Origin of the sequence: Umezawaea sp. NPDC059074 (assembly GCF_042738955.1) — a bacterium.
Lineage (GTDB): Bacteria > Actinomycetota > Actinomycetes > Mycobacteriales > Pseudonocardiaceae > Umezawaea.
Window position 1 is genome coordinate 1 of sequence record NZ_JBHYHC010000010.1, and the last position, 17,894, is coordinate 17,894.

At 70.5% G+C, this 17,894-nt stretch carries 16 protein-coding genes and 2 tRNA genes; 13 read left to right on the plus strand and 5 right to left on the minus strand.

Annotated features, from left to right (window positions below):
- Positions 1–231: 231 nt before the first annotated feature.
- Complete coding sequence (locus ACFWW9_RS07175; RefSeq protein ID WP_390372641.1) at positions 232–687, minus strand: HIT family protein; 456 nt, start codon at positions 685–687, stop codon at positions 232–234.
- 27 nt (positions 688–714) lie between these two features.
- On the opposite strand from ACFWW9_RS07175, the gene ACFWW9_RS07180 reads away from it, so the two are divergent.
- The 6 genes from ACFWW9_RS07180 (at position 715) to ACFWW9_RS07205 (ending at position 7,825) form a co-directional block, all read left to right on the plus strand.
- Positions 715–1,161, plus strand: a complete 447-nt coding sequence (locus tag ACFWW9_RS07180) for an NUDIX domain-containing protein (RefSeq protein ID WP_390372643.1) — start codon at positions 715–717, stop codon at positions 1,159–1,161.
- Between the two features lie 151 nt (positions 1,162–1,312).
- Positions 1,313–2,896 (plus strand): SdrD B-like domain-containing protein, encoded by a 1,584-nt coding sequence (locus ACFWW9_RS07185; protein ID WP_390372645.1) that lies wholly within the window; start codon positions 1,313–1,315, stop codon positions 2,894–2,896.
- 40 nt (positions 2,897–2,936) lie between these two features.
- A complete protein-coding gene (locus ACFWW9_RS07190) occupies positions 2,937–5,099 on the plus strand; it encodes a hypothetical protein (RefSeq protein WP_390372648.1) in 2,163 nt (720 codons plus the stop codon).
- An 88-nt stretch (positions 5,100–5,187) separates the two neighbouring features.
- The gene (locus tag ACFWW9_RS07195; protein WP_390372650.1) at positions 5,188–6,573 is read left to right on the plus strand and encodes a hypothetical protein; all 1,386 of its coding nucleotides are present in this window, start codon (positions 5,188–5,190) and stop codon (positions 6,571–6,573) included.
- A 64-nt stretch (positions 6,574–6,637) separates the two neighbouring features.
- Positions 6,638–6,982 carry a VOC family protein gene (locus ACFWW9_RS07200; RefSeq protein WP_390372653.1) on the plus strand — a complete coding sequence of 115 codons (345 nt, stop codon included), beginning with the start codon at positions 6,638–6,640 and terminating at the stop codon, positions 6,980–6,982.
- An 87-nt stretch (positions 6,983–7,069) separates the two neighbouring features.
- Positions 7,070–7,825: a sulfite exporter TauE/SafE family protein gene (locus ACFWW9_RS07205; RefSeq protein WP_390372656.1), complete on the plus strand. Its 756-nt coding sequence runs from the start codon at positions 7,070–7,072 to the stop codon at positions 7,823–7,825.
- Here the strand turns inward: ACFWW9_RS07205 and hisC are convergent.
- Positions 7,814–8,884, minus strand: a complete 1,071-nt coding sequence (gene hisC / locus ACFWW9_RS07210) for a histidinol-phosphate transaminase (RefSeq protein ID WP_390372659.1) — start codon at positions 8,882–8,884, stop codon at positions 7,814–7,816. The genes ACFWW9_RS07205 and hisC overlap by 12 nt on opposite strands.
- Before the next feature lie 136 nt (positions 8,885–9,020).
- Here hisC and ACFWW9_RS07215 point away from each other — a divergent pair, with 136 nt between their 5' ends.
- From ACFWW9_RS07215 to ACFWW9_RS07245, 7 genes are all read left to right on the plus strand, one after another.
- On the plus strand, positions 9,021–9,707 hold the full coding sequence (locus ACFWW9_RS07215) for a dienelactone hydrolase family protein (RefSeq protein ID WP_390372663.1): 687 nt from the start codon (positions 9,021–9,023) through the stop codon (positions 9,705–9,707).
- A 101-nt stretch (positions 9,708–9,808) separates the two neighbouring features.
- Positions 9,809–10,273 carry a hypothetical protein gene (locus ACFWW9_RS07220; protein ID WP_390372665.1) on the plus strand — a complete coding sequence of 155 codons (465 nt, stop codon included), beginning with the start codon at positions 9,809–9,811 and terminating at the stop codon, positions 10,271–10,273.
- Positions 10,273–11,505, plus strand: a complete 1,233-nt coding sequence (locus tag ACFWW9_RS07225) for a hypothetical protein (protein WP_390372668.1) — start codon at positions 10,273–10,275, stop codon at positions 11,503–11,505. Before ACFWW9_RS07220 ends, ACFWW9_RS07225 begins: the two co-directional genes overlap by 1 nt.
- Positions 11,502–12,272, plus strand: a complete 771-nt coding sequence (locus tag ACFWW9_RS07230) for an ESX secretion-associated protein EspG (protein ID WP_390372671.1) — start codon at positions 11,502–11,504, stop codon at positions 12,270–12,272. The genes ACFWW9_RS07225 and ACFWW9_RS07230 overlap by 4 nt, the downstream gene beginning before the upstream one ends.
- Before the next feature lie 57 nt (positions 12,273–12,329).
- On the plus strand, positions 12,330–14,297 hold the full coding sequence (locus tag ACFWW9_RS07235; RefSeq protein ID WP_390372673.1) for an acetoacetate--CoA ligase: 1,968 nt from the start codon (positions 12,330–12,332) through the stop codon (positions 14,295–14,297).
- Positions 14,298–14,490: 193 nt separating this feature from the next.
- A tRNA-Ser gene (locus tag ACFWW9_RS07240) sits at positions 14,491–14,580 on the plus strand.
- Positions 14,581–14,617: 37 nt separating this feature from the next.
- A tRNA-Arg gene (locus tag ACFWW9_RS07245) sits at positions 14,618–14,693 on the plus strand.
- 67 nt (positions 14,694–14,760) lie between these two features.
- Here ACFWW9_RS07245 and ACFWW9_RS07250 read toward each other — a convergent pair.
- The 3 genes from ACFWW9_RS07250 to ACFWW9_RS07260 form a co-directional block, all read right to left on the minus strand.
- Complete coding sequence (locus ACFWW9_RS07250) at positions 14,761–16,227, minus strand: tyrosine-type recombinase/integrase (RefSeq protein WP_390372676.1); 1,467 nt, start codon at positions 16,225–16,227, stop codon at positions 14,761–14,763.
- 23 nt (positions 16,228–16,250) lie between these two features.
- Complete coding sequence (locus tag ACFWW9_RS07255) at positions 16,251–16,460, minus strand: helix-turn-helix domain-containing protein (RefSeq protein ID WP_390372679.1); 210 nt, start codon at positions 16,458–16,460, stop codon at positions 16,251–16,253.
- A 153-nt stretch (positions 16,461–16,613) separates the two neighbouring features.
- A complete protein-coding gene (locus tag ACFWW9_RS07260; RefSeq protein ID WP_390372681.1) occupies positions 16,614–17,888 on the minus strand; it encodes a DUF3987 domain-containing protein in 1,275 nt (424 codons plus the stop codon).
- Positions 17,889–17,894 lie beyond the last annotated feature (6 nt).

Here is a 17,894-nt window from a genome sequence, read left to right on the forward strand (position 1 = left end):
GCCCACGGGCGTGTCAGGGGGTGAAACGCGCTGGCAGTGGCTTGATCAACACCGGGTCACCGAAAACTGTCGTACCCCTGCCGTAACGTAAAAATCAGGGGTCCCCCTGGCCGGGGGACCTTTCGCGGGCGTGTGGTCGCCCCGGTCGGAGGCGTGTGACCTCCTTGGCCAGGAGACCGCCTACGGGCGTGTGCCGGTCCGCCTGACGGCGGAGTACCTGCCACCGGCCGGTCAGAGGGCCTTGCGGAGCACCTCGGCGCGGGCGATCTGCTCTTCCTTTGTGGGCAGGTGGATGTCGTCGGAGCGGCCGTAGAGGTCGTCGTTGTGCCAGCGCGGGAAGACGTGAATGTGGAGGTGCCAGACGTCCTGGTCGCCCGCCGGTTCGTTGTGCTGGCGGATCGAGGTGCCGTCGCAGCCGTCCGCGGTGCTGAGCAGGACGGCCATGCGGCGGACCGTGCGCAGGAGCGGGGCGGCGAGGTCGTCTGGCAGGTCGTAGAGGTTCTCCACGTGGGTCGTCGGCACGACCAGGAGGTGGCCGGGGCTGGCGGACCACCACTTGCCGCAGACCAGGGCGGTGGTGTGGTCGTCGCGGTAGACGACCGCCTCGGCCGGGGTCATCGGGGTGTCCTTGCCCGCCACCAGGCGGCACATCGGGCAGTCGTAGGCGGAGGGCTCGTGGTTACGCACCGCAAGAGCATCCAGGACACTGCGGCGATGTCCGACTGGCTCATCGTGATCGACGTCCACGTGCTGCTCGTCCGCGACGGCGAGGTGCTGCTGTCGAAGCGGCGCGGCGCGTTCGGGGACGGGATGTGGCACCTGCCCGCCGGGAAGCTGGAGGCGGGCGAGTCCGTGCTGGAGGCGGTGGCGCGCGAGGCCGACGAGGAGGTCGGCGTGCGGATCGACGTCGACGACCTGCGGCTCGTGCACACGGCGCACGTCCAGGGGGACGGGGTGGCGTCGCGGATGGGGTTGTTCTTCGAGGCGCGCGCGTGGAGCGGCGAGCCCGTCAACCGGGAGCCGGAGAAGTGCTACGAGATCGGCTGGTTCCGGTGGGAGGCCCTGCCGGAATCCATGATCCCCTATCCGCTTGCGGGAATTCACGGCTATTTGGCGGGCGTGCCGTTCGGCGTTCTCGGGTGGAACGGCGTCGTGAGCTGATCGCAATGCAACAGGGGTAACGGCCGTGCGGGCCACAACGATTGGTCTACCAGGCGGGGTAATCCGCCCCAGCAAGCGGTGGCCTCGGGGGATGGCCGTTCGACCGCCCGGCCGCACTTCGGGGGAAGGCTCGCTCTTGTCGACACGCACCATGATCGGAATCGGCGCCGCGATAGCCGCGCTGGCGCTCTCGCTCGGGGGCGTTGCCGTCGCGCAGCCCGCAGGGGCCGACCTCGAGGTGACCGGGGCGTTCGACAAGGCGTCGTACGACTCCGGCGAGACCGTCACGGCCACCATGACGGTCAAGAACGTCGGGTCGGCCGCCGCGGACAAGGTCCGGGTCGGCACGAGCGGCGGCACGTCGGGCTTCCGGCCGGAGATCAGCTCGTGGGCCGGGATGGAGCAGACGTCGACCGGCGTCCGCATCGAGGCGGGCGCGAGCAAGGTCGTGCACCTCAGCGGCAAGGTCACGCAGGTCGTGGACGGCCAGATCGTGCTCCAGGTCCAGGTGGTGACCGGGTCGGCCGAGGCCAACAAGACCAACAACTCGTTCACCTCGAAGGCCGCCGTCACGTTCGGCGCCGGCTCGGCCGGGTTCACCGTCTACAGCGACGCGAACAGCAACAACAAGGTCGACGCGAGCGAGGGCGTCGCCGGGGTGAAGGTGCACCTCATCGGCCCGGCGGGCGGCGCGAAGGAGTACGACGCGACCACCGGCGCGGACGGCAAGGCCGTCTTCACCGGGTTGGCCACGGGCTCGTACCGCGCGACCTACGTCGGCGTCGGCGCGTTCGTCGTGACGCCGGACCTGAACGTCAAGGTCGAGACCGGCAAGCAGGTCGAGGTCATCCGCAAGGCCGACCGGGGCGTCGGCGACCGGCTGGAGGCGAAGCTGGAGTTCGACAAGGACTCCTACGCCGCCGGCGAGTCCCTCGGCGTGAAGGTGACGCTGAAGAGCAAGGGCGACGCGATCCCCACCGTGCACGCGTTCTGCACCGGGCCGGGCGAGTCGTACGAGCTGTACAACACCGACGAGAGCTGGGGCGACCTGCGCTACGAGGGCAAGGGCGTGTCGCTCGCGGCCGGGGAGACCAAGGTCGTCGACGTGAAGGCCGCGATCCCGCAGGGCGCGTCCGCGTACGGCTTCGTGTCCGCCACCTGCTTCTTCGGCCCGGACACCGACGGCGGCGAGGGCTACCCGCAGGCCGTGGACACCGCGAAGGTCCCCGGCGACCCGGCCGACGCGTCCGGCCGCCTCACGCAGACCGGCGACCAGCCGCTCGCGGCCACCAAGATCGTCCTCGTCGACACCGGCACCACGCACCCCGTCGCCAGCGCGACGACCGACGCCGACGGCAAGTTCGAGTTCAAGGGCGTGCCCGCCGGTCGCTACGACCCGGTCGTGGTCGGCCCGTGGCAGCTCGTTCCGGGCAAGGACACCCTGTTCAGCCTGGTGAAGGACGTGCCGCACGTGCACGACCTGTCCGTCGTCGCGGGCCCCGAGGTCGCCGACCCCGAGACGGTCGTGCCCAGCTCGTCGGCCACGCCGACGCCCACCAGCTCCGACGCTCCCGCCCCGCAGGGGTCCGACGGCGCGGGCGACGACTCGTCCGGCCTCGCCTCGACGGGCGCCAGCATCATCGGACTTTCGGCGCTCGGAGCCCTTGTGCTCATCGGCGGAGCCGCTACGGTGATCGTCGTTCGTCGACGTCGGGCCAAGCCCGAAACCGAGTAGTCCGAACGAACCAACGCACGTTCCCGTGGGGGGATCCACTGTGTCCGCAAGATCAACGATCGCCGCCGGACTGGCGCTGCTCCTGGTGGGCGCCTTCACCGGCGTCGCCTCGGCCGTGCCCGCCAAGGAGCCCGACCTGAAGGTGACCGTCGCCTACGAGAAGGCGGAGTACCCGCCGGGCGCGGACCTCGCCGCGACGGTGACGGTCGAGAACGTCGGCACGGTCGCCGCGGAGGGCGTGAAGGTCACCTTCTCCGGCAACTACGTCCCGTCGGACAAGACGACCGCGGCGTTCGCGGACCTGAAGCGGATCGAGCCCGAGGGCAAGGTCTCCGCCGTCGTCGTCGGCAAGCCCGCCAACGGCAACGAGGTCGTCGGGACGCTCGTCGTCCAGGCCGTCGCCGACGGCGTCGTGGACCCGACCCCGGACGACAACAGGGCCACCGCGACCACGAAGATCGTCAACCCCGTGGGCGCGGTCACCGGCACCGTCTACGTCGACGCCGACCACAACGGCAAGCGCGGCGAGTCCGAGGGCAAGGCGGGCATCGAGGTCCGCGGCGTCGGCGCGCTCACCGCCGTGACGGACGGCAAGGGCCAGTTCTCCTTCCGCAACGTGCCCTCGGGCAAGTACCGGCTGGCGTTCGGCGGCACCGACGGCTTCCTGGTGAAGCCCGGCAGCAGCGAGTTCACCGTCAAGTCGGGCGAGGTGACGGACCTCGACCTCGCGGCCGTGCGACCGGTGACCGAGTCGTTGACCGCGAAGGTCGAGTTCGACAAGGCGAGCTACGCCAAGGCCGACCAGGTCGGCGTCACCGTGACGCTGGCGAACAAGGGCGCGGACCCGTTGCCCGGCGTCGTCGCCGTCTGCCGGTCCGACGCGGGCCACCTGATCCCCGGCACCGGCCCCGGCTGGGCCGCGCTCGCCCCCGGCGGGACCGGCGTCGCCGTCGCCGCGGGCGAGACGAAGACCGTCAAGGTCACCGACGTCGTGCCGGACGGCGCGTACAACAACGGCGGGGTCGCCGTGGCGTGCGAGTTCGGCAACGACGGCACGAACGTCACCGGCTACGCGAAGGCGGACGGCAGCGCCAAGGTCGTGGGCGCGGTCGGCGACCTGAAGGGCGACCTGAAGAACGACGGCAAGGCCGTGGCGAGTGCGACCCTCGTGGCGCTGGACACCACGACCCGCGCCGTCCTCGGCCGCGCGACCACCGACAGCGCTGGCGCGTGGAGCCTGACGGGCCTGCCCGCCGGGACCGTGAACGTGGTCGTGCTCGGCCCGTGGAAGGACGCCCAGACCGGCGGCATCGACCACCTCGTCCACGTCACCGGCGGGGCCGAGACCGCCGCGAGCCTCACGGTCGTCGCCGGTGCCGAGGTCCCGGACCCGAACACCGCGCCCAAGCTGCGCGCGTCCGTCGAGTTCACCGCGGACAGCTTCGAGTCGGACGCCTCTCTCAAGGTCACCCTGACCAACCAGAGCGGCGCGCCGCTGACCGTCATCGCGCGGTGCATCGGCGACCTGCCGAACGACACGGACGCGTGGGGCGCGCTGAAGGTCGACGGCCCCGGCGTCGACCTCGCGGTCGACGAGACGAAGACCGTGGACGTCACCGCGACCATCCCGCAGACCGCGAAGGACCGCGGCTACGTCACGGTCGAGTGCGCCCTCGGCCCGAAGATCGGCACGTCGTTCCTCACCGCGACCGACACCGCCAAGGTCACCGGCGTCGTGGCGGGCGCGTCGGGCTCGCTCCTCAAGCCCGACGGCACCACCGTGGCCGACACGAAGATCGTCCTCGTCGACCCGGACACCGCGGACCCGATCGCCCGCGCCACCACGGACGCGGACGGCAAGTTCACCTTCACCGACGTCCCGACGGGCCGCTACCGCCCGGTCGTCGTCGGCCCGTGGAAGGTCGTCGACGAGGACCTCTACGAGATCGTCCACGGCACCGACACCAAGCGCGACATCCACGTGGAACCGGGCCCGGACGTCACCGACCCCGACACCACGACCCCGCCCGAGACCACCACCGAACCGCCCGCCGAGGGCGGCGGCGACGAAACCCCACCAGCGGACGACCTGGCCTACACCGGCGCCAGCGTCATCGGCATCACGCTGCTGGGCGTCCTCGTCCTCGCACTCGGCGCGGGCGCGATCCTGCTGGGCCGCCGCCGCAAGGGGAAGGCCGACTAGTTTTCCGGTTGTCCGCAGGGGTGGCACCACACGGTGCCACCCCTGCGGACTGTGTTCGACAAATGGGGGGAACCACTTGCATTCCACTGTGCTGACCAGAATCGCCGCGGTCACGACCGCGACGGCCCTGGTCATGGGGGGCTTTTTCACCGGCACCGCGTCGGCCGGGTTTCCGGCGGCCGATCTCGAACCCGTCGTCACCTTCGACAAGGCCGACTACGACACCGCCGACACGGTGTCCGTGACCTTCACCGTCAAGAACGTCGGCAAGAAGCCCGCGGACCGAGTGCGGATCAGCAAGGACGGCGGGGGTTCCGGCTTCTTCCCCCGGTCCTACGGGGAGCTGGGGATCGGCGGGCCAGGGGTTCGGATCGAGGCGGGAGCCGAGTACGTCGCGCACTTCTCGGCACCGGTGAACAGGCCGTTGACCGCTGATCGCCTGGTGTTCAAGGGCGCGGTCGAGACGTCCTCGCTGGAACCCCAACTCGCGAACAACGCCTTCGAGGCCACCGCGGGCGTCACGTTCGGCAAGGGCGGCGCGAAGGTCCTCGTCTACGGCGACACCAACCGCAGCGACGGGTTCGACGACGGCGAGGGCGTCGCGGGCGTCGGTGTCCACCTGTTCGGCCCGAACAACATCGCGGGCGGGCGCGACTACGAGGCGACCACCGGACCGGGTGGCGAGGCGCGCTTCACCGACATCCCCACCGGGGTCTACCGCGCGTACTACACCAGTGACACCGGATGGCTGGTGCCGTCGGAGGACGCCTTCACCGTCGTCCTGAACACGGACGTCGACCTCGTCCGCAAGGCGGCCCGGCCGCTGTCGGACACCCTGAAGGCCACCGTCGCGTTCGACCGGGACGTCTACGCCGCCGGTGACACCGTCGGCATCACGGTGACGTTGACGAACACCGGCGACGCGCTTCCCGTCGTCTACGCGGAGTGCAGCGGGATGGGCAGCCAGTCCGAGCTGTACAACACGACCGACGGCTGGGGGCCGCTGAAGGACGGTGGATCCGGCGTTTCCCTCAACGCGGGCGAGACCAAGGTCGTCCAGGTGACCGCACCGCTGCCCGCAGGGGCCGCGGCGGTCGGGTTCGTCACCGTCGGGTGCGCCTTCGGGCCCGGCAGGAGCATGGGCAACGGCGTTCCCCGCTCCGGTGACCGGGCCGAGGTGCCGGGCGCGGTCGTGGACGCGAGTGGGCGGGTGCTGCTGGACCACGGGTTCTCCACGCCCGGCACTCCAGTCGCGGGCGTCCAACTCACCCTGCGCGCCCGCGACACGGGGGAAGCGGTCGCGAGCACGGTGAGCGACGAAACCGGTCGGTTCGCCTTCACCGAGGTGCCGGTCGGCTACTACAAGCCCGAGGTCGCCGGGCCGTGGCAGCTCGCCCCGAACAGGTGGATGGAGTTCCGCTTGGTGGTGGGCGACATGAACGTGCCCGCTGTGTACGTCCTGCCCGCCGCCTGACGGCGGTCGATCGACTGACAGGGGTGGTGTCGCGGTGCGGCGCCGCCCCTGTCATGTTGGGGGGATGACGGCTCGTTTCAAGGACCTCTGCCTGGACGCCGGTGATCACCACCTCATCGCCGACTGGTGGTGTGCCGCGATGGGGTACGAGCGGCGGGAGGTCGCCGAGGACTGGCCCGTCGACTGGCCCGTGCCGATCCAGGACCCCGAAGGCCGCGGCCCTCTCATCTGGGTGAACCCGGTGCCCGAGTTCAAGGCCGGGAAGAACCGGATGCACATCGACGTGCAGGGTGACGTGGACGAGCTGGTCGCACTGGGGGCGAAGGTCGTGCGGGTCGAGGACGACGAGATCGAGTGGACGGTCATGGCCGATCCCGAGGGCAACGAGTTCTGCGTGTCGGCTCCCTGATGGACTGTCGCACGTGCCACACATCCGACGTCTCGGCGTGGCCGAGGGGCATAGTGCTGCTGTGACCGGACGACCGTGGGGGATGGCGTGAACGCGCTGGAGATGCTCGCCGTGGTGGTCGCGGGCGTGCTCGCCGGGGGGATCAACACCGTGGTCGGGTCGGGCACGCTGATCACGTTCCCGGTGCTGCTCGCGGTCGGGTACCCGCCGGTGGTGGCGAACGTGTCGAACAGCCTCGGCCTGGTGCCGGGGTCGTTGAGCGGCGCGTTCGGCTACCGCGAGGAGCTCAAGGGGCAGGGCGCGCGGATCAAGCGGCTGCTGCCCGCGTCGATCCTCGGCGCGATCGTCGGCGCGATCCTGCTCGTCACGCTGCCGGAGAAGGCGTTCTCGGCGATCGTGCCGGTGCTGATCGTCATCGCGCTTGTGCTCGTGGTGCTCCAGCCGTGGCTCAACCGGAAGCTGGCCGAGCGGACCGCCGAACGGCCCGCGGACGGCGGGCTGCTGCTGTGGTTCGGCGTGTTCGCAGGCGGGATCTACGGCGGCTACTTCGGTGCGGCGCAAGGCGTTCTGGTGATGGGAATGATGGGCGTGCTGATCACCGAGCACCTCCAGCGGTTGAACGCGCTGAAGAACGTGCTGACCGCGTTCGTGAACCTGGTCGCGGGCATCCTGTTCATCTTCATCGCCCACGTGGCGTGGCTGCCGGTGCTGCTGCTCGCGCTCGGCTCGGTCGTGGGCGGTCAGATCGGCGCGAAGGTCGGCCGCAAGCTGCCGCCGACCGCCCTCCGCGCCGTCATCGTCGTCGTGGGCCTCGCCGCTATCGCGAAGCTCCTACTGGGCTGACCAGGAGCGCGCGGCCGCGAGGAACGCGTCGTTCTCGTCCGGCTCGCCGATCGTGATCCGCGCGCCGTCCCCGGCGAACGCGCGCACGACGACCTTGTGCGCCAGGCAGTGCTCGTTGAACTCCATCGCGCGCTCGCCCAGCGGCAGCCACACGAAGTTCGCCTGCGACTCCGGCACCTCGAACCCGGCGTCCAGCAGCGCGCCGCGCACCCGGCCCCGCTCGGCGACGATCGCGCGGCAGCGCTCCATCAGCTCGTCCTCGGCGTCCAGCGACGCGATCGCGGCGACCTGGGCGAGCGTGTTCACGGCGAACGGCACGTACACCTTGCGGAGCGTCTCCACGACCGGCTCGGACGCCACGGCGTAGCCGACGCGCAGGCCCGCGAGCCCGTAGGCCTTGGAGAACGTCCGCAGCACGGCCACGTTGGTGCGCCCCTGAGCCCACTGCACCTTGGCGAACTCGACGCCGTCCGGCACGTGCGGGTCGTCGACGAACTCCTTGTACGCCTCGTCGAGCACGACCAGCACGTCGCTCGGCACCTTGGCGATGAACGCCTCCAGCTCGTCGGCGCGCACGGCGGTGCCGGTCGGGTTGTTCGGGTTGCACACGAACACCAGCCGGGTCTTCGGCGTGATCGCCGCGGCCATCTCGTCGAGGTCCAGCCCGTGCGCGCCGGTGAGCGGCACGCGCACCTGCACCGCGCCCACGACGTGGGTCAGCAGCGGGTACGCCTCGAACGACCGCCACGGGAACAGCACCTCGTCGCCGTCCGCGCAGGTGGCCTGGATGAGCTGCTGGCACAACGTCACCGAGCCGCTGCCGGTCGCGATCTGGGCCGCGGGTACCCCGAGCTTGTCCGCGAGCCGGTCGACCAGGTCCGTGCACCCGGTGTCCGGGTAGCGGTTCATCGCGGTCGCCGCCTCGGCGACGGCCCGCACGACGCTGGGCAGCGGCCCGGCCGACACCTCGTTGCTGGCGAGCTTGATCGCACCCGGCACGGTCTTGCCGGGGACGTAGGACGGCAGCGCGTCCAGGTCGGCGCGCGTTCGCACGGTCATCGGGAAGAACTCCTTCCGGCCTGCACCGCTGCGGGCCTGAGCTGGACGTTATCCCGTCAAACGCGGTCGGGGGGACATTGGTCCGTCTGGTTGGTCACGTTGACGTCTGTTCACCTGGGCGTGGAAAGGTAGACCGATGACTCAGACCCGGACCGAGACGATCCCGCTCACCGACGGCCGTGAGCTGAGGTTGACCGTCGCCGAGCCGGAGAACGCCGTCCGCGGCGGGCTCGTCGTCCTGCACGAGGCCCGCGGTGTCACGGACACCGTGCGCGGCCTCGTCGGCACCCTCGCCGACGAGGGCTGGCTCGTGGTCGCGCCCCACCTCTACCACGACGCCGACGAGGTGGCCGACGGCGACGTGCCGGACCAGGTCAGCAGGCTGTCCGGGGACGCGGTGCTCGCCGACACCGACGTCGCGTTCGTGTGGCTGGGCGAGCAGGGCGTGTCCGCGGACCGGATGGGCGTGCTGGGCTTCGACCTCGGCGGCTCGGTCGCGATGGTCGTTGCGGGAAGCCGAACCATCGGCGCGGCCGTCACGATCGGTGGCGGCGGCATCCTCACCCCGTTGTCCGACGGCCTGCCGTCGCTGGTCGAGGTGGCGGCCGAGCTGACCTGCCCGTGGCTCGGCCTCTACGGCGACGAGGACGGCGAGATCTCCCTTGCGGACGTGGAGAAGTTGCGGGACGCGGCGGCGTCCGGTGAGGTCGCCACGGACGTGGTGCGGTTCGCCGAGTCCAGCCACCGCTTCGACACCTCGCCCGCCGCGAGCGCCGAGGCGTGGCACCGGGTGCTGAACTGGTTCGACTCGCACCTGCGCTAGAAGGTCTTTCCGGCGGATTGGAACCGAACGGTCGCGCGAGTACATCTAAGGGAGGTATCCGCGGCCGACGTGCGGGCACTTGCAGTGCGAGGGGGTAGTCGATGACCGAGGACAACACCGTGTCGCTGGGGCAGCCGGTCCCAGTCGCCGGAGCGGTTGTGCCGCAACCGAACTTCACCGCCGTCGCACAGGCGGACCTGGTCACCGCGCACAGCGCGGTGGCCGCGGTCGACCAGGCCGTGGACAAGGGCAAGGTCCAGCTCGACAAGGGGTCCGCCGCGGACCTGATCAAGTCGATCGCCGACGCGCGCGACCGCGTGCAGGACCTCTACGACACCGTGCGCGGGCAGCTCGACATCCCGCTCCAGTTCGGCGACAACTGGGTCGGCCGCTCGATCAGCCGCCGGTTGCGCGAGGTCGCCGTGGGCGACCAGGAGTCCGCGGTCTTCGTGATCCGCGAGTTCATGCAGGTGCTGGAGGACGTGGAGACGACCGTCCGGCAGGCCTCGAAGCACACCGACGACACCGACTACGACATGGCGCGGACGATGGGCGGTAAGGGCTGATGTCGGGCGACCACAGGGACAACCCCCCGAACCCGTACCCGGAGCACCGGTCGAAGGAGCCATCGGAGCTGGGCGAGAAGGTCGACTGGATGACCTACACGCACCAGGAGCTCTACGACATGGTGCACACGGGCGTCGACCTCACCAGCGCCGCGTCGGTGAAGGACAACTGGACGACGCTCGGCACCACGCTCGCCGAGGTCAAGGACCAGCTCATCAGCGCGATCTTCGCGTCCTCCGGCGGCTGGGAGGGCGAGTCCGCGGAGAAGGCGCGCGACGGGCTGCTCACGGTCGTGAAGTGGGCCGAGAACACCAGCGACCACGCCAACAACGTGGCCGAGTGCATCGGCGTGGAGATCCAGCACGTCGTGACGGCGCGCGAGCAGATGCCCGTGCCCGCCCCGGCTCCGACGCCCGTGCCGCCCGCCGTCGGCCAGGTGGTCGCGCCTCCCGTGGCGCCGGTCGGGAATGCCCTGGTGCCCCCTGCCACGAACACGCTGGTGCCGCCCGCCACGAACGCGCTGGTGCCCCCGGCCACGTCGCCGTTCACCGGCATCGACCTGGTCGGCGCGCCGGTCGTGGCCGCGACGACGGCCGCCGACGCGGGCCACCGCACGGCGGCGGACGTGATGGCGGCGTTCCAGCAGGGCTCGTTCGCGGTCGACCAGACCGTGCCCGCGTTCAGCCCGCCGGTGAACCCGGTAGCCCCGCCCGAGGCGAAGCCCGTGCTGGGCCTCGACCGCAGCGGCACGCCCGTGCCCCGCGTCGACGGCGCTCCCGTCGTGCTCGGCCCCGCTCCGGTGACCTCCCCGCCCGTCGCGGGCCGCACGACCACGTCCGGTGGCGGCGGTGGCTACGGCGGTGGCGGTGGGTACGCGCCCGCCGCCCGCGGTGGCGGCTACTCGATGGGCGGCTACTCGGCCACGCCGCCGTCGACGTCCGGCAGCGGTGGCGGTGGCGCTGGCCCGGTGAACCCCGGTGGCGCCAGCGGCGTGATCGGCGGCGCGGACTCCCGCGTCTCCGGCTCCACGACCGCGAGCTTCCAGGCACCCAAGATGTCCGGCGCCCCGCCCGCCGCGGGCAGCATGATGGGTGCCGCGCCGATGGCCGCCGGAGCCCCGATCGCGGGCCGCGACGACAGCCAGGACCACCAGCGCGCCCGCTACCTCGAAGAGGACGACAACCTGTTCGGCGTGGACAAGAAGGCCGCCCCGCCGGTGATCGGCACGTGACCCAGCCGTCCAGGGTCTTCCGACTGGCCGCGCAGGAGTTCTTCACGCTGTGGCGGGCGGTGCACGGCGACCGCCACCCCGTCCCGGTCGGCGTGAAGCACTACGGCCGCACGGAGGCCGACCGCGCCGAACTCGTGGCGACGAGCTCGCGCACGCTGTCCGCGCGTGGTCTCGGCACGGTCGCGCGCCCGGACGGCGAGCTGCACGCGCTGGTGCGCGGGCTGGCCGAGTTCGACACGGGCCTGGAGGTCGTGTTCTCCCGGCGCGGCGAGACCCTGCGGGGCCTGGCCACGTCGGGGTGGCACGGGGCGTTCATCGCCCGCGTCGGCGAGCAGGTCCAGCTCGCCGCGTTCCACCCGACCGCGCTGGCGTCGACCACGGTGTCGACCCTCCCGGCCGCCCAGCCGGGCGCGGGGCGGTCGGTCAACCTCCGGTGGACCGACTACGTGGCGGCGGGCCAGGCGGGCGAGCGCGACGGCGTGGGGGGCTTCCTGGAGGTCCTCCGGTACGCCGGGGTGCACGACCCCGAGGCGAACACCCTGCTGCGCGCCGTGACGACCCGCACCGGCGGCGGCCAGGTGGGGCTGATCGCCCGCAACCGCGCGGGCTACCTCCACCAGACCGGCCTCGCCCTGTCGTGGCTCGACAGCCGCGAGGGCCGCTACCTCGTGCGTAGGCACGACGGCTGGTTCGTGCTCGCCCCGACCGATCCCGCGCGGCTCACGTCCGCGCTGGAGGACCTGGTGGCGGCCGCCAGGCGCGGCTGACCGGTTGTGTGGGTCCCACCTGTGGTTCTCGGCCGTCCGATCGGCTAGGAACGGGGTATGACCGACACGCACGCCGAGGCCGAACTCCTGTGGCGACCGGACCCCGACCGGGTCGCGGACAGCCGCATGGCCGCGTTCCGCGACTGGCTACGAGCCGAGCGCGGACTGGACTTCGCTGACTACGCCGCACTGTGGACCTGGTCGACGACCGACCTCGAGGCCTTCTGGGGCGCGCTGGCCGAGTTCTTCGCCGTCGCCTTCCACACCCCGCCCACGCGGGTGCTGGCGTCGGAGTCGATGCCGGGAGCCCAGTGGTTCCCCGGCGCGACCCTGAACTACGCCGAGCACGCCCTCCGCCCCGGCCCAGGCCGCGCCGACGACGACCTGGCGGTGATCTTCCACCGCGAGGACGGCCTGACGTCCCAGCTCACGTTCGCGGCGCTGCGCCGCCGGGTGGCGGCCGTCCGCGCGGGCCTGCTGGCGCTCGGCGTGACGCGGGGCGACCGGGTCGTGGCACTCGTGCCCAACTCGCCGGAAGCCCTGATCGCGTTCCTCGCCGCCGCGAGCATCGGCGCCACCTGGTCGTCGTGCTCCCCGGACTTCGGCGCGCGCGCCATCTCGGACCGCTTCACCCAGATCGAGCCCACGGTGCTGATCGCGGTCGACGGCTACCACTACAACGGCCGCACGTTCGACGTGCGGCCGACCGTGGACAAGCTGCGGACCGAGATCGGCTCGCTCAAGGCGACCGTGCTCATCGACTACGTCGGCGGCACGCTGCCCGGCACGCTCGACTGGGCCGCGCTGCTGGCCAAGCACGACGGAGCGCCCCTGGAGTACGAGCCCGTCCCGTTCGACCACCCGCTGTGGGTCCTGTACTCCTCGGGCACCACGGGGCTGCCCAAGGGCATCGTGCAGGGGCACGGCGGCATCGTCGTGGAGCACCTCAAGATGCTGGCCCTGCACGGCGACCTGGGGCCGGGCGACCGCTTCTTCTGGTTCACCACGACCGGCTGGATGATGTGGAACTACGTCATCGCCGGCCTGCTGGTCGGCTCGACCGTGGTCCTGTTCGACGGCAGCCCGGCCTCCCCGGACCTCAACGCCCTGTGGCACCTGGCCGAGCAGCACCGCGTCACGTACTTCGGCACGTCCGCCCCGTACATCCAGTCGTGCCTCAAGGAAGACCTCCACCCGGCCGAGCGGTTCGACCTCACGGCGTTGCGCGTCGTCGGCTCCACCGGCGCCCCGCTCACGCCGGAGGGCTTCCGCTGGATCGCGTCGGCGCTGGGCGAGCACGTCCAGATCGCCAGCGTCTCGGGCGGCACGGACCTGTGCACGGCCTTCGTCTGCGCCGCCCCGGACCTCCCGGTGTGGCTGGGCGAGCTGTCCTGCCGGGCACTGGGCGCCGCCGTGACCGCGTTCGACGAGCAGGGCAACGAGGTCGTCGACGAGGTCGGCGAACTGGTCGTCACCAGGCCCATGCCGTCCATGCCGGTCTTCTTCTGGGGCGACGCCGACGGCAGCCGCCTGCACGAGGCCTACTTCGCCGACTACGAGGGCGTGTGGCGGCACGGCGACTGGATCCGCATCACCCCGCGCGGCTCGGCCGTCATCTACGGCCGCAGCGACTCCACCCTCAACCGCGGCGGCGTCCGCATGGGCACCAGCGAGTTCTACCGCGTCGTGGAGGCGGTCCGGGGCGTGGCGGACTCGCTGGTCATCGACACCTCGGGCGCGGGCAGGTCCGACGGCGAACTCCTGTGCTTCCTCGTCCTCGACGAGGACTGGTCGGACGCCCTGGAGAAGACCCTCCGCACCGAGTTGCGCACCAACCTGTCCCCGCGGCACGTCCCCGACGAGTTCATCGTCGTCGACGAGATCCCCCGCACCCTCAACGGCAAGAAGTGCGAGGTCCCGGTCAAGAAGATCCTCGCCGGAACCCCACCGGACCGAGCCGTCAGCCGCGACGCCCTGCGCAATCCCGACTCCCTCCGCCCATTCCTCGACCTCGTTCGGAAGTAGTCGGGGAGACGAAGATCACCAACGCCCCCGTCATGTGCCGTTCACCTGCCTGTGCGGCTCAAGGCGTGGATCACCGGTAGTGCCCTGACCAGCGAAAACGCGAAATCCAACGGTCCTTCGGGGCCGTTGGAGGGGGCGTTTTGCTACTGGAGCGGAGGTGTGTGTAATCTATGCGTCGTAGCCGAGGGCTCCGGGAGGCTTCGCCTAGTCTGGTCTATGGCGCCGCACTGCTAATGCGGTTTGGGTTTATCGCCCATCCCGGGTTCAAATCCCGGAGCCTCCGCAACACCTGGCCTCGGCCAGGTGACAACTGAATATATGCGCCCGTAGCTCAACGGATAGAGCATCTGACTACGGATCAGAAGGTTAGGGGTTCGAATCCCTTCGGGCGCACCAGGTCAGAGGCCCGGCACCTATGGTGCCGGGCCTCTCTGGGTCTCAAACCGGGTCTCAGTTGCCCCGTTCAGACGCGAGCGGGCACACCCGCCGAACCCGGCTCGTCGTCCGGGAACACCTCCGCCAGACGCTCCCGCAGCTGCGGCGGCAGCGCCTCCGCGAGCCGCCGAACCGCGTCCCACTGCTCAGCCGTCAGCTCCGGGTCGTCCTCGCCCTGTGACGTCGTCCACAGCAGCCCGCCGACCTGATCCGCGATCTGCTCCCGCAGTTGGTCCGGCACGTGCATGTAGCGCCGTCTCATGGCCGCCGACGACCACCCCATCATGTCCATCACCGCGCGCTCGTGAACGCCCAGTACGAGAAGCATGGTCGCGGCGGTGTGCCGGGCATCGTGCAACCGCGCGTCCCGCACCCGAGCCGCGGCTAGGAGTGACTTCCACTCCTCGTGATCGGCACGCGGGTCGATGGGCTTCCCGTTCGGTTGGGTGAACATCCACCCGCTTTCCTGCCACAGATCACCGGCCAAGTGCCGTTCGTCGTCTTGGGCCTCGTCGTGAAGCCGCAACAGGTCGAGCAGCGGTTCGGGGACGTTGATGACCCGCCGACCCGCCCGCGACTTCACCTCGGTGATGACCAAGCCGCCACCGTGGCGCTTCGGGCAGCCGCGGGCGTGTCGCTTGCAATCCGGTGGGCACAACGGCGGACAAGCCCTTTTGTGCACGGGGCACGACTTCCGGCAAAGCGACAGCTTGTGATGCGCCTTTCCGCACTCGTACGGGTCGTCGCACCCGTGCCGCCACGTCTGCCGTTGCAGAGCCCGGCGAATCGTGAGGTTCCGGGTGTCGGTGTTGAGATCGGTCCACTTCAGGCCTAGCGCCTCGCCTTTGCGGATGCCGAGGGACAACGCGACCGCGAACCGAACGCCGTTGCGCCGTTCCCTGGACGCCTCAAGAATTCGGCGCGCCTCGTCCATTGTGAACGGCTCGACTTCGGTTTCCACGACAGTCGGGGACTTCACCAGAAGAACCGGGTTGGTCCTCATGCGGTCGCGCCGGACGGCTTCGTTGAGCGCGGCTCGCAGGGTGCGGTGGACCTGCATCCGCACCGAACCACTACGTCCCTCGTGGTGGAGCTTGGTGTACAGCTTCTCCACGTGCTCCGGCTGCAACGACGTCATCCTGTGCGCGCCAAGGCCGGGAATGAGGTACATCCGCACCGCGCCCTCGTAGTAGACGAACGTCTTCCGGCGCACGGACGGCTCGGCGATGTTGTCGAGCCAGTGTGTCAACCACGCCTCCAGCGTTTGCGGCTTTCCGGGCTTGCGCACCTGCCCCTTCTTCCGCTCCTGCTCCAGCTCCCTGACGGCGTCGATCACTTCCTTTTCGGTCTTCCGCTTGACGTGACGGCGGTCGGGCTTGCCGTTGTCGAGCAGACCCATGGTGACGCGGCCATGCCATTTACCGTCAGCACCTTCGTAGATGCTGGACGCGCCGTTCGGCGCGCGCGTGCCTTCTGCTCTTTTCTTGCGGGGCATTGCTGGTGTTCCTTTCTGGTGGTTCAGGCTACGTTCTGCTCGGCGGACAACCGGTCCGCGTAGGCCTGCAATGCGGTGACGGGAATGCGCCGCAGTCGCCCGACTCGAACGGAATGGACTTCACCGGTGCGGATGAGACCGAACATGGTGGTTCTACCGAGGCTGAGCCGTTCGGCCGCTGCTTCGACGGTGAGCAAGGTCGGTGGGTGCTCGGACTCGGGTTCCGTCGTCATGGTCGGTTCTTCCTTCCTGGCGTACGCGGTTTACGCGGTCACGCGGTTTGGGTCTGACCTGGGCTTTTGCTGGGAGCAAACCGCGTACGTACGCGGTTCGGTCGTTGACCGGATGACTGTTTTGGCTGGTCAGCGAGTTAGCGCGTAACCGCGTTAACCGCGTGGCGGTGCCGTGACCGCGTAGACCTCGGTCGGCTTGCCGCCCTTGCCACCGGCAGCCGCTCGCTTGGTGCTGGTGATCTGGCCGGAGTCGACGAGCTGACCGAGCAGCGCCGTGACCTGTTCGGCGTTCTTGTTGCGCTTGAAGAAGTCCGAGCGGATCTCCTCGCGAGTGCGCCCCTGGTGCCCGGCCTCGCCGATCCAGGTCGCGAGCTTGGTCAACGTCGGGTCCCCGGCGAAGATCGAGCGTGCCGACGCGATCGAGTAACGCACCAGCGCGGCAGCCGCGGTGAGGTGCCGAACGTCGATCAGGTCAGCGCCGTCGAGCACAGCGTGAATGGCCGCGATGCGCAGGCAGTTCGGCGCGGTGCGGGACAGGAACTGCTCCACAGGGCCGTTTTCTCCGTGGTCGATGCCGAACTCGACGTAGAGCGTCCGCCACAGCAGCGCGCCCTCGTCGGTGAACCCGATCGCGCCCGCCCGCGCTCCCTTGTGGAGCCGATGAGCCAGCACGCTGCCCAGTTCGGCGACCAACTCCGGGGCCGCGCCCCCGGCCAGCGGCAGGAACTTGGAGCGGGCGACCGCGATGGGCAGGAACCGGTTGTAGGTGCCGCCTGCCAGGTCCGAGGTCGACACCTTGGCGCGGAACTCGTCGGGCGTGATGTGTGCCAGCAGCCCCACGTGCGAGCTGGGCGCGATCCGCGCCGTGACGTTGAGCGTGGACAGGTCCCCGCCCTCCCACGCCTGGCGCAGCGTCGCGGACAAGGCGTTGCCCTCGCGCTTCATCCGCGACATCACCCCGGCCCACTCGGGTTCGAACACCAGCAGCCGCAGGTCACCGGGCGGCAGCAGCGAAGCACCGCCGGACTTCTTGCCGCGGCTGGCCAATGCCTCGTCCTCGTCGGGGTCGTTGTCGGCGAACACGGCCGCCAAGCCTTCACCGGAGGTGAGTCCGGACTTGATGTTGCGGGTGGTGAACTCGGCGTCGGTGGCCGCGAGCAGTCGCTTGGGCGTGGACCATGAGGCACCTTTCCGCCCACCGCCGGTGCGACCGATGATGAGCGGCCACACGAGCAGCGGGTGTGGGTCGTCACCGGCTCGGATGTGCGGGCGCTGCCCGAGGTGGACACCGGCGGCGCAGATCAGCGAGGCGAGGATGCCGATCGGGTCGCCCTCTGTGGAGTGCGCGAGCTGGTCCACGAGTGTGCCGAGGTAGCAGTCGAACACCGCCGGGTCCAGCGGCGGCAGCTCCGCACGAGCACGGGCCACTTCGGC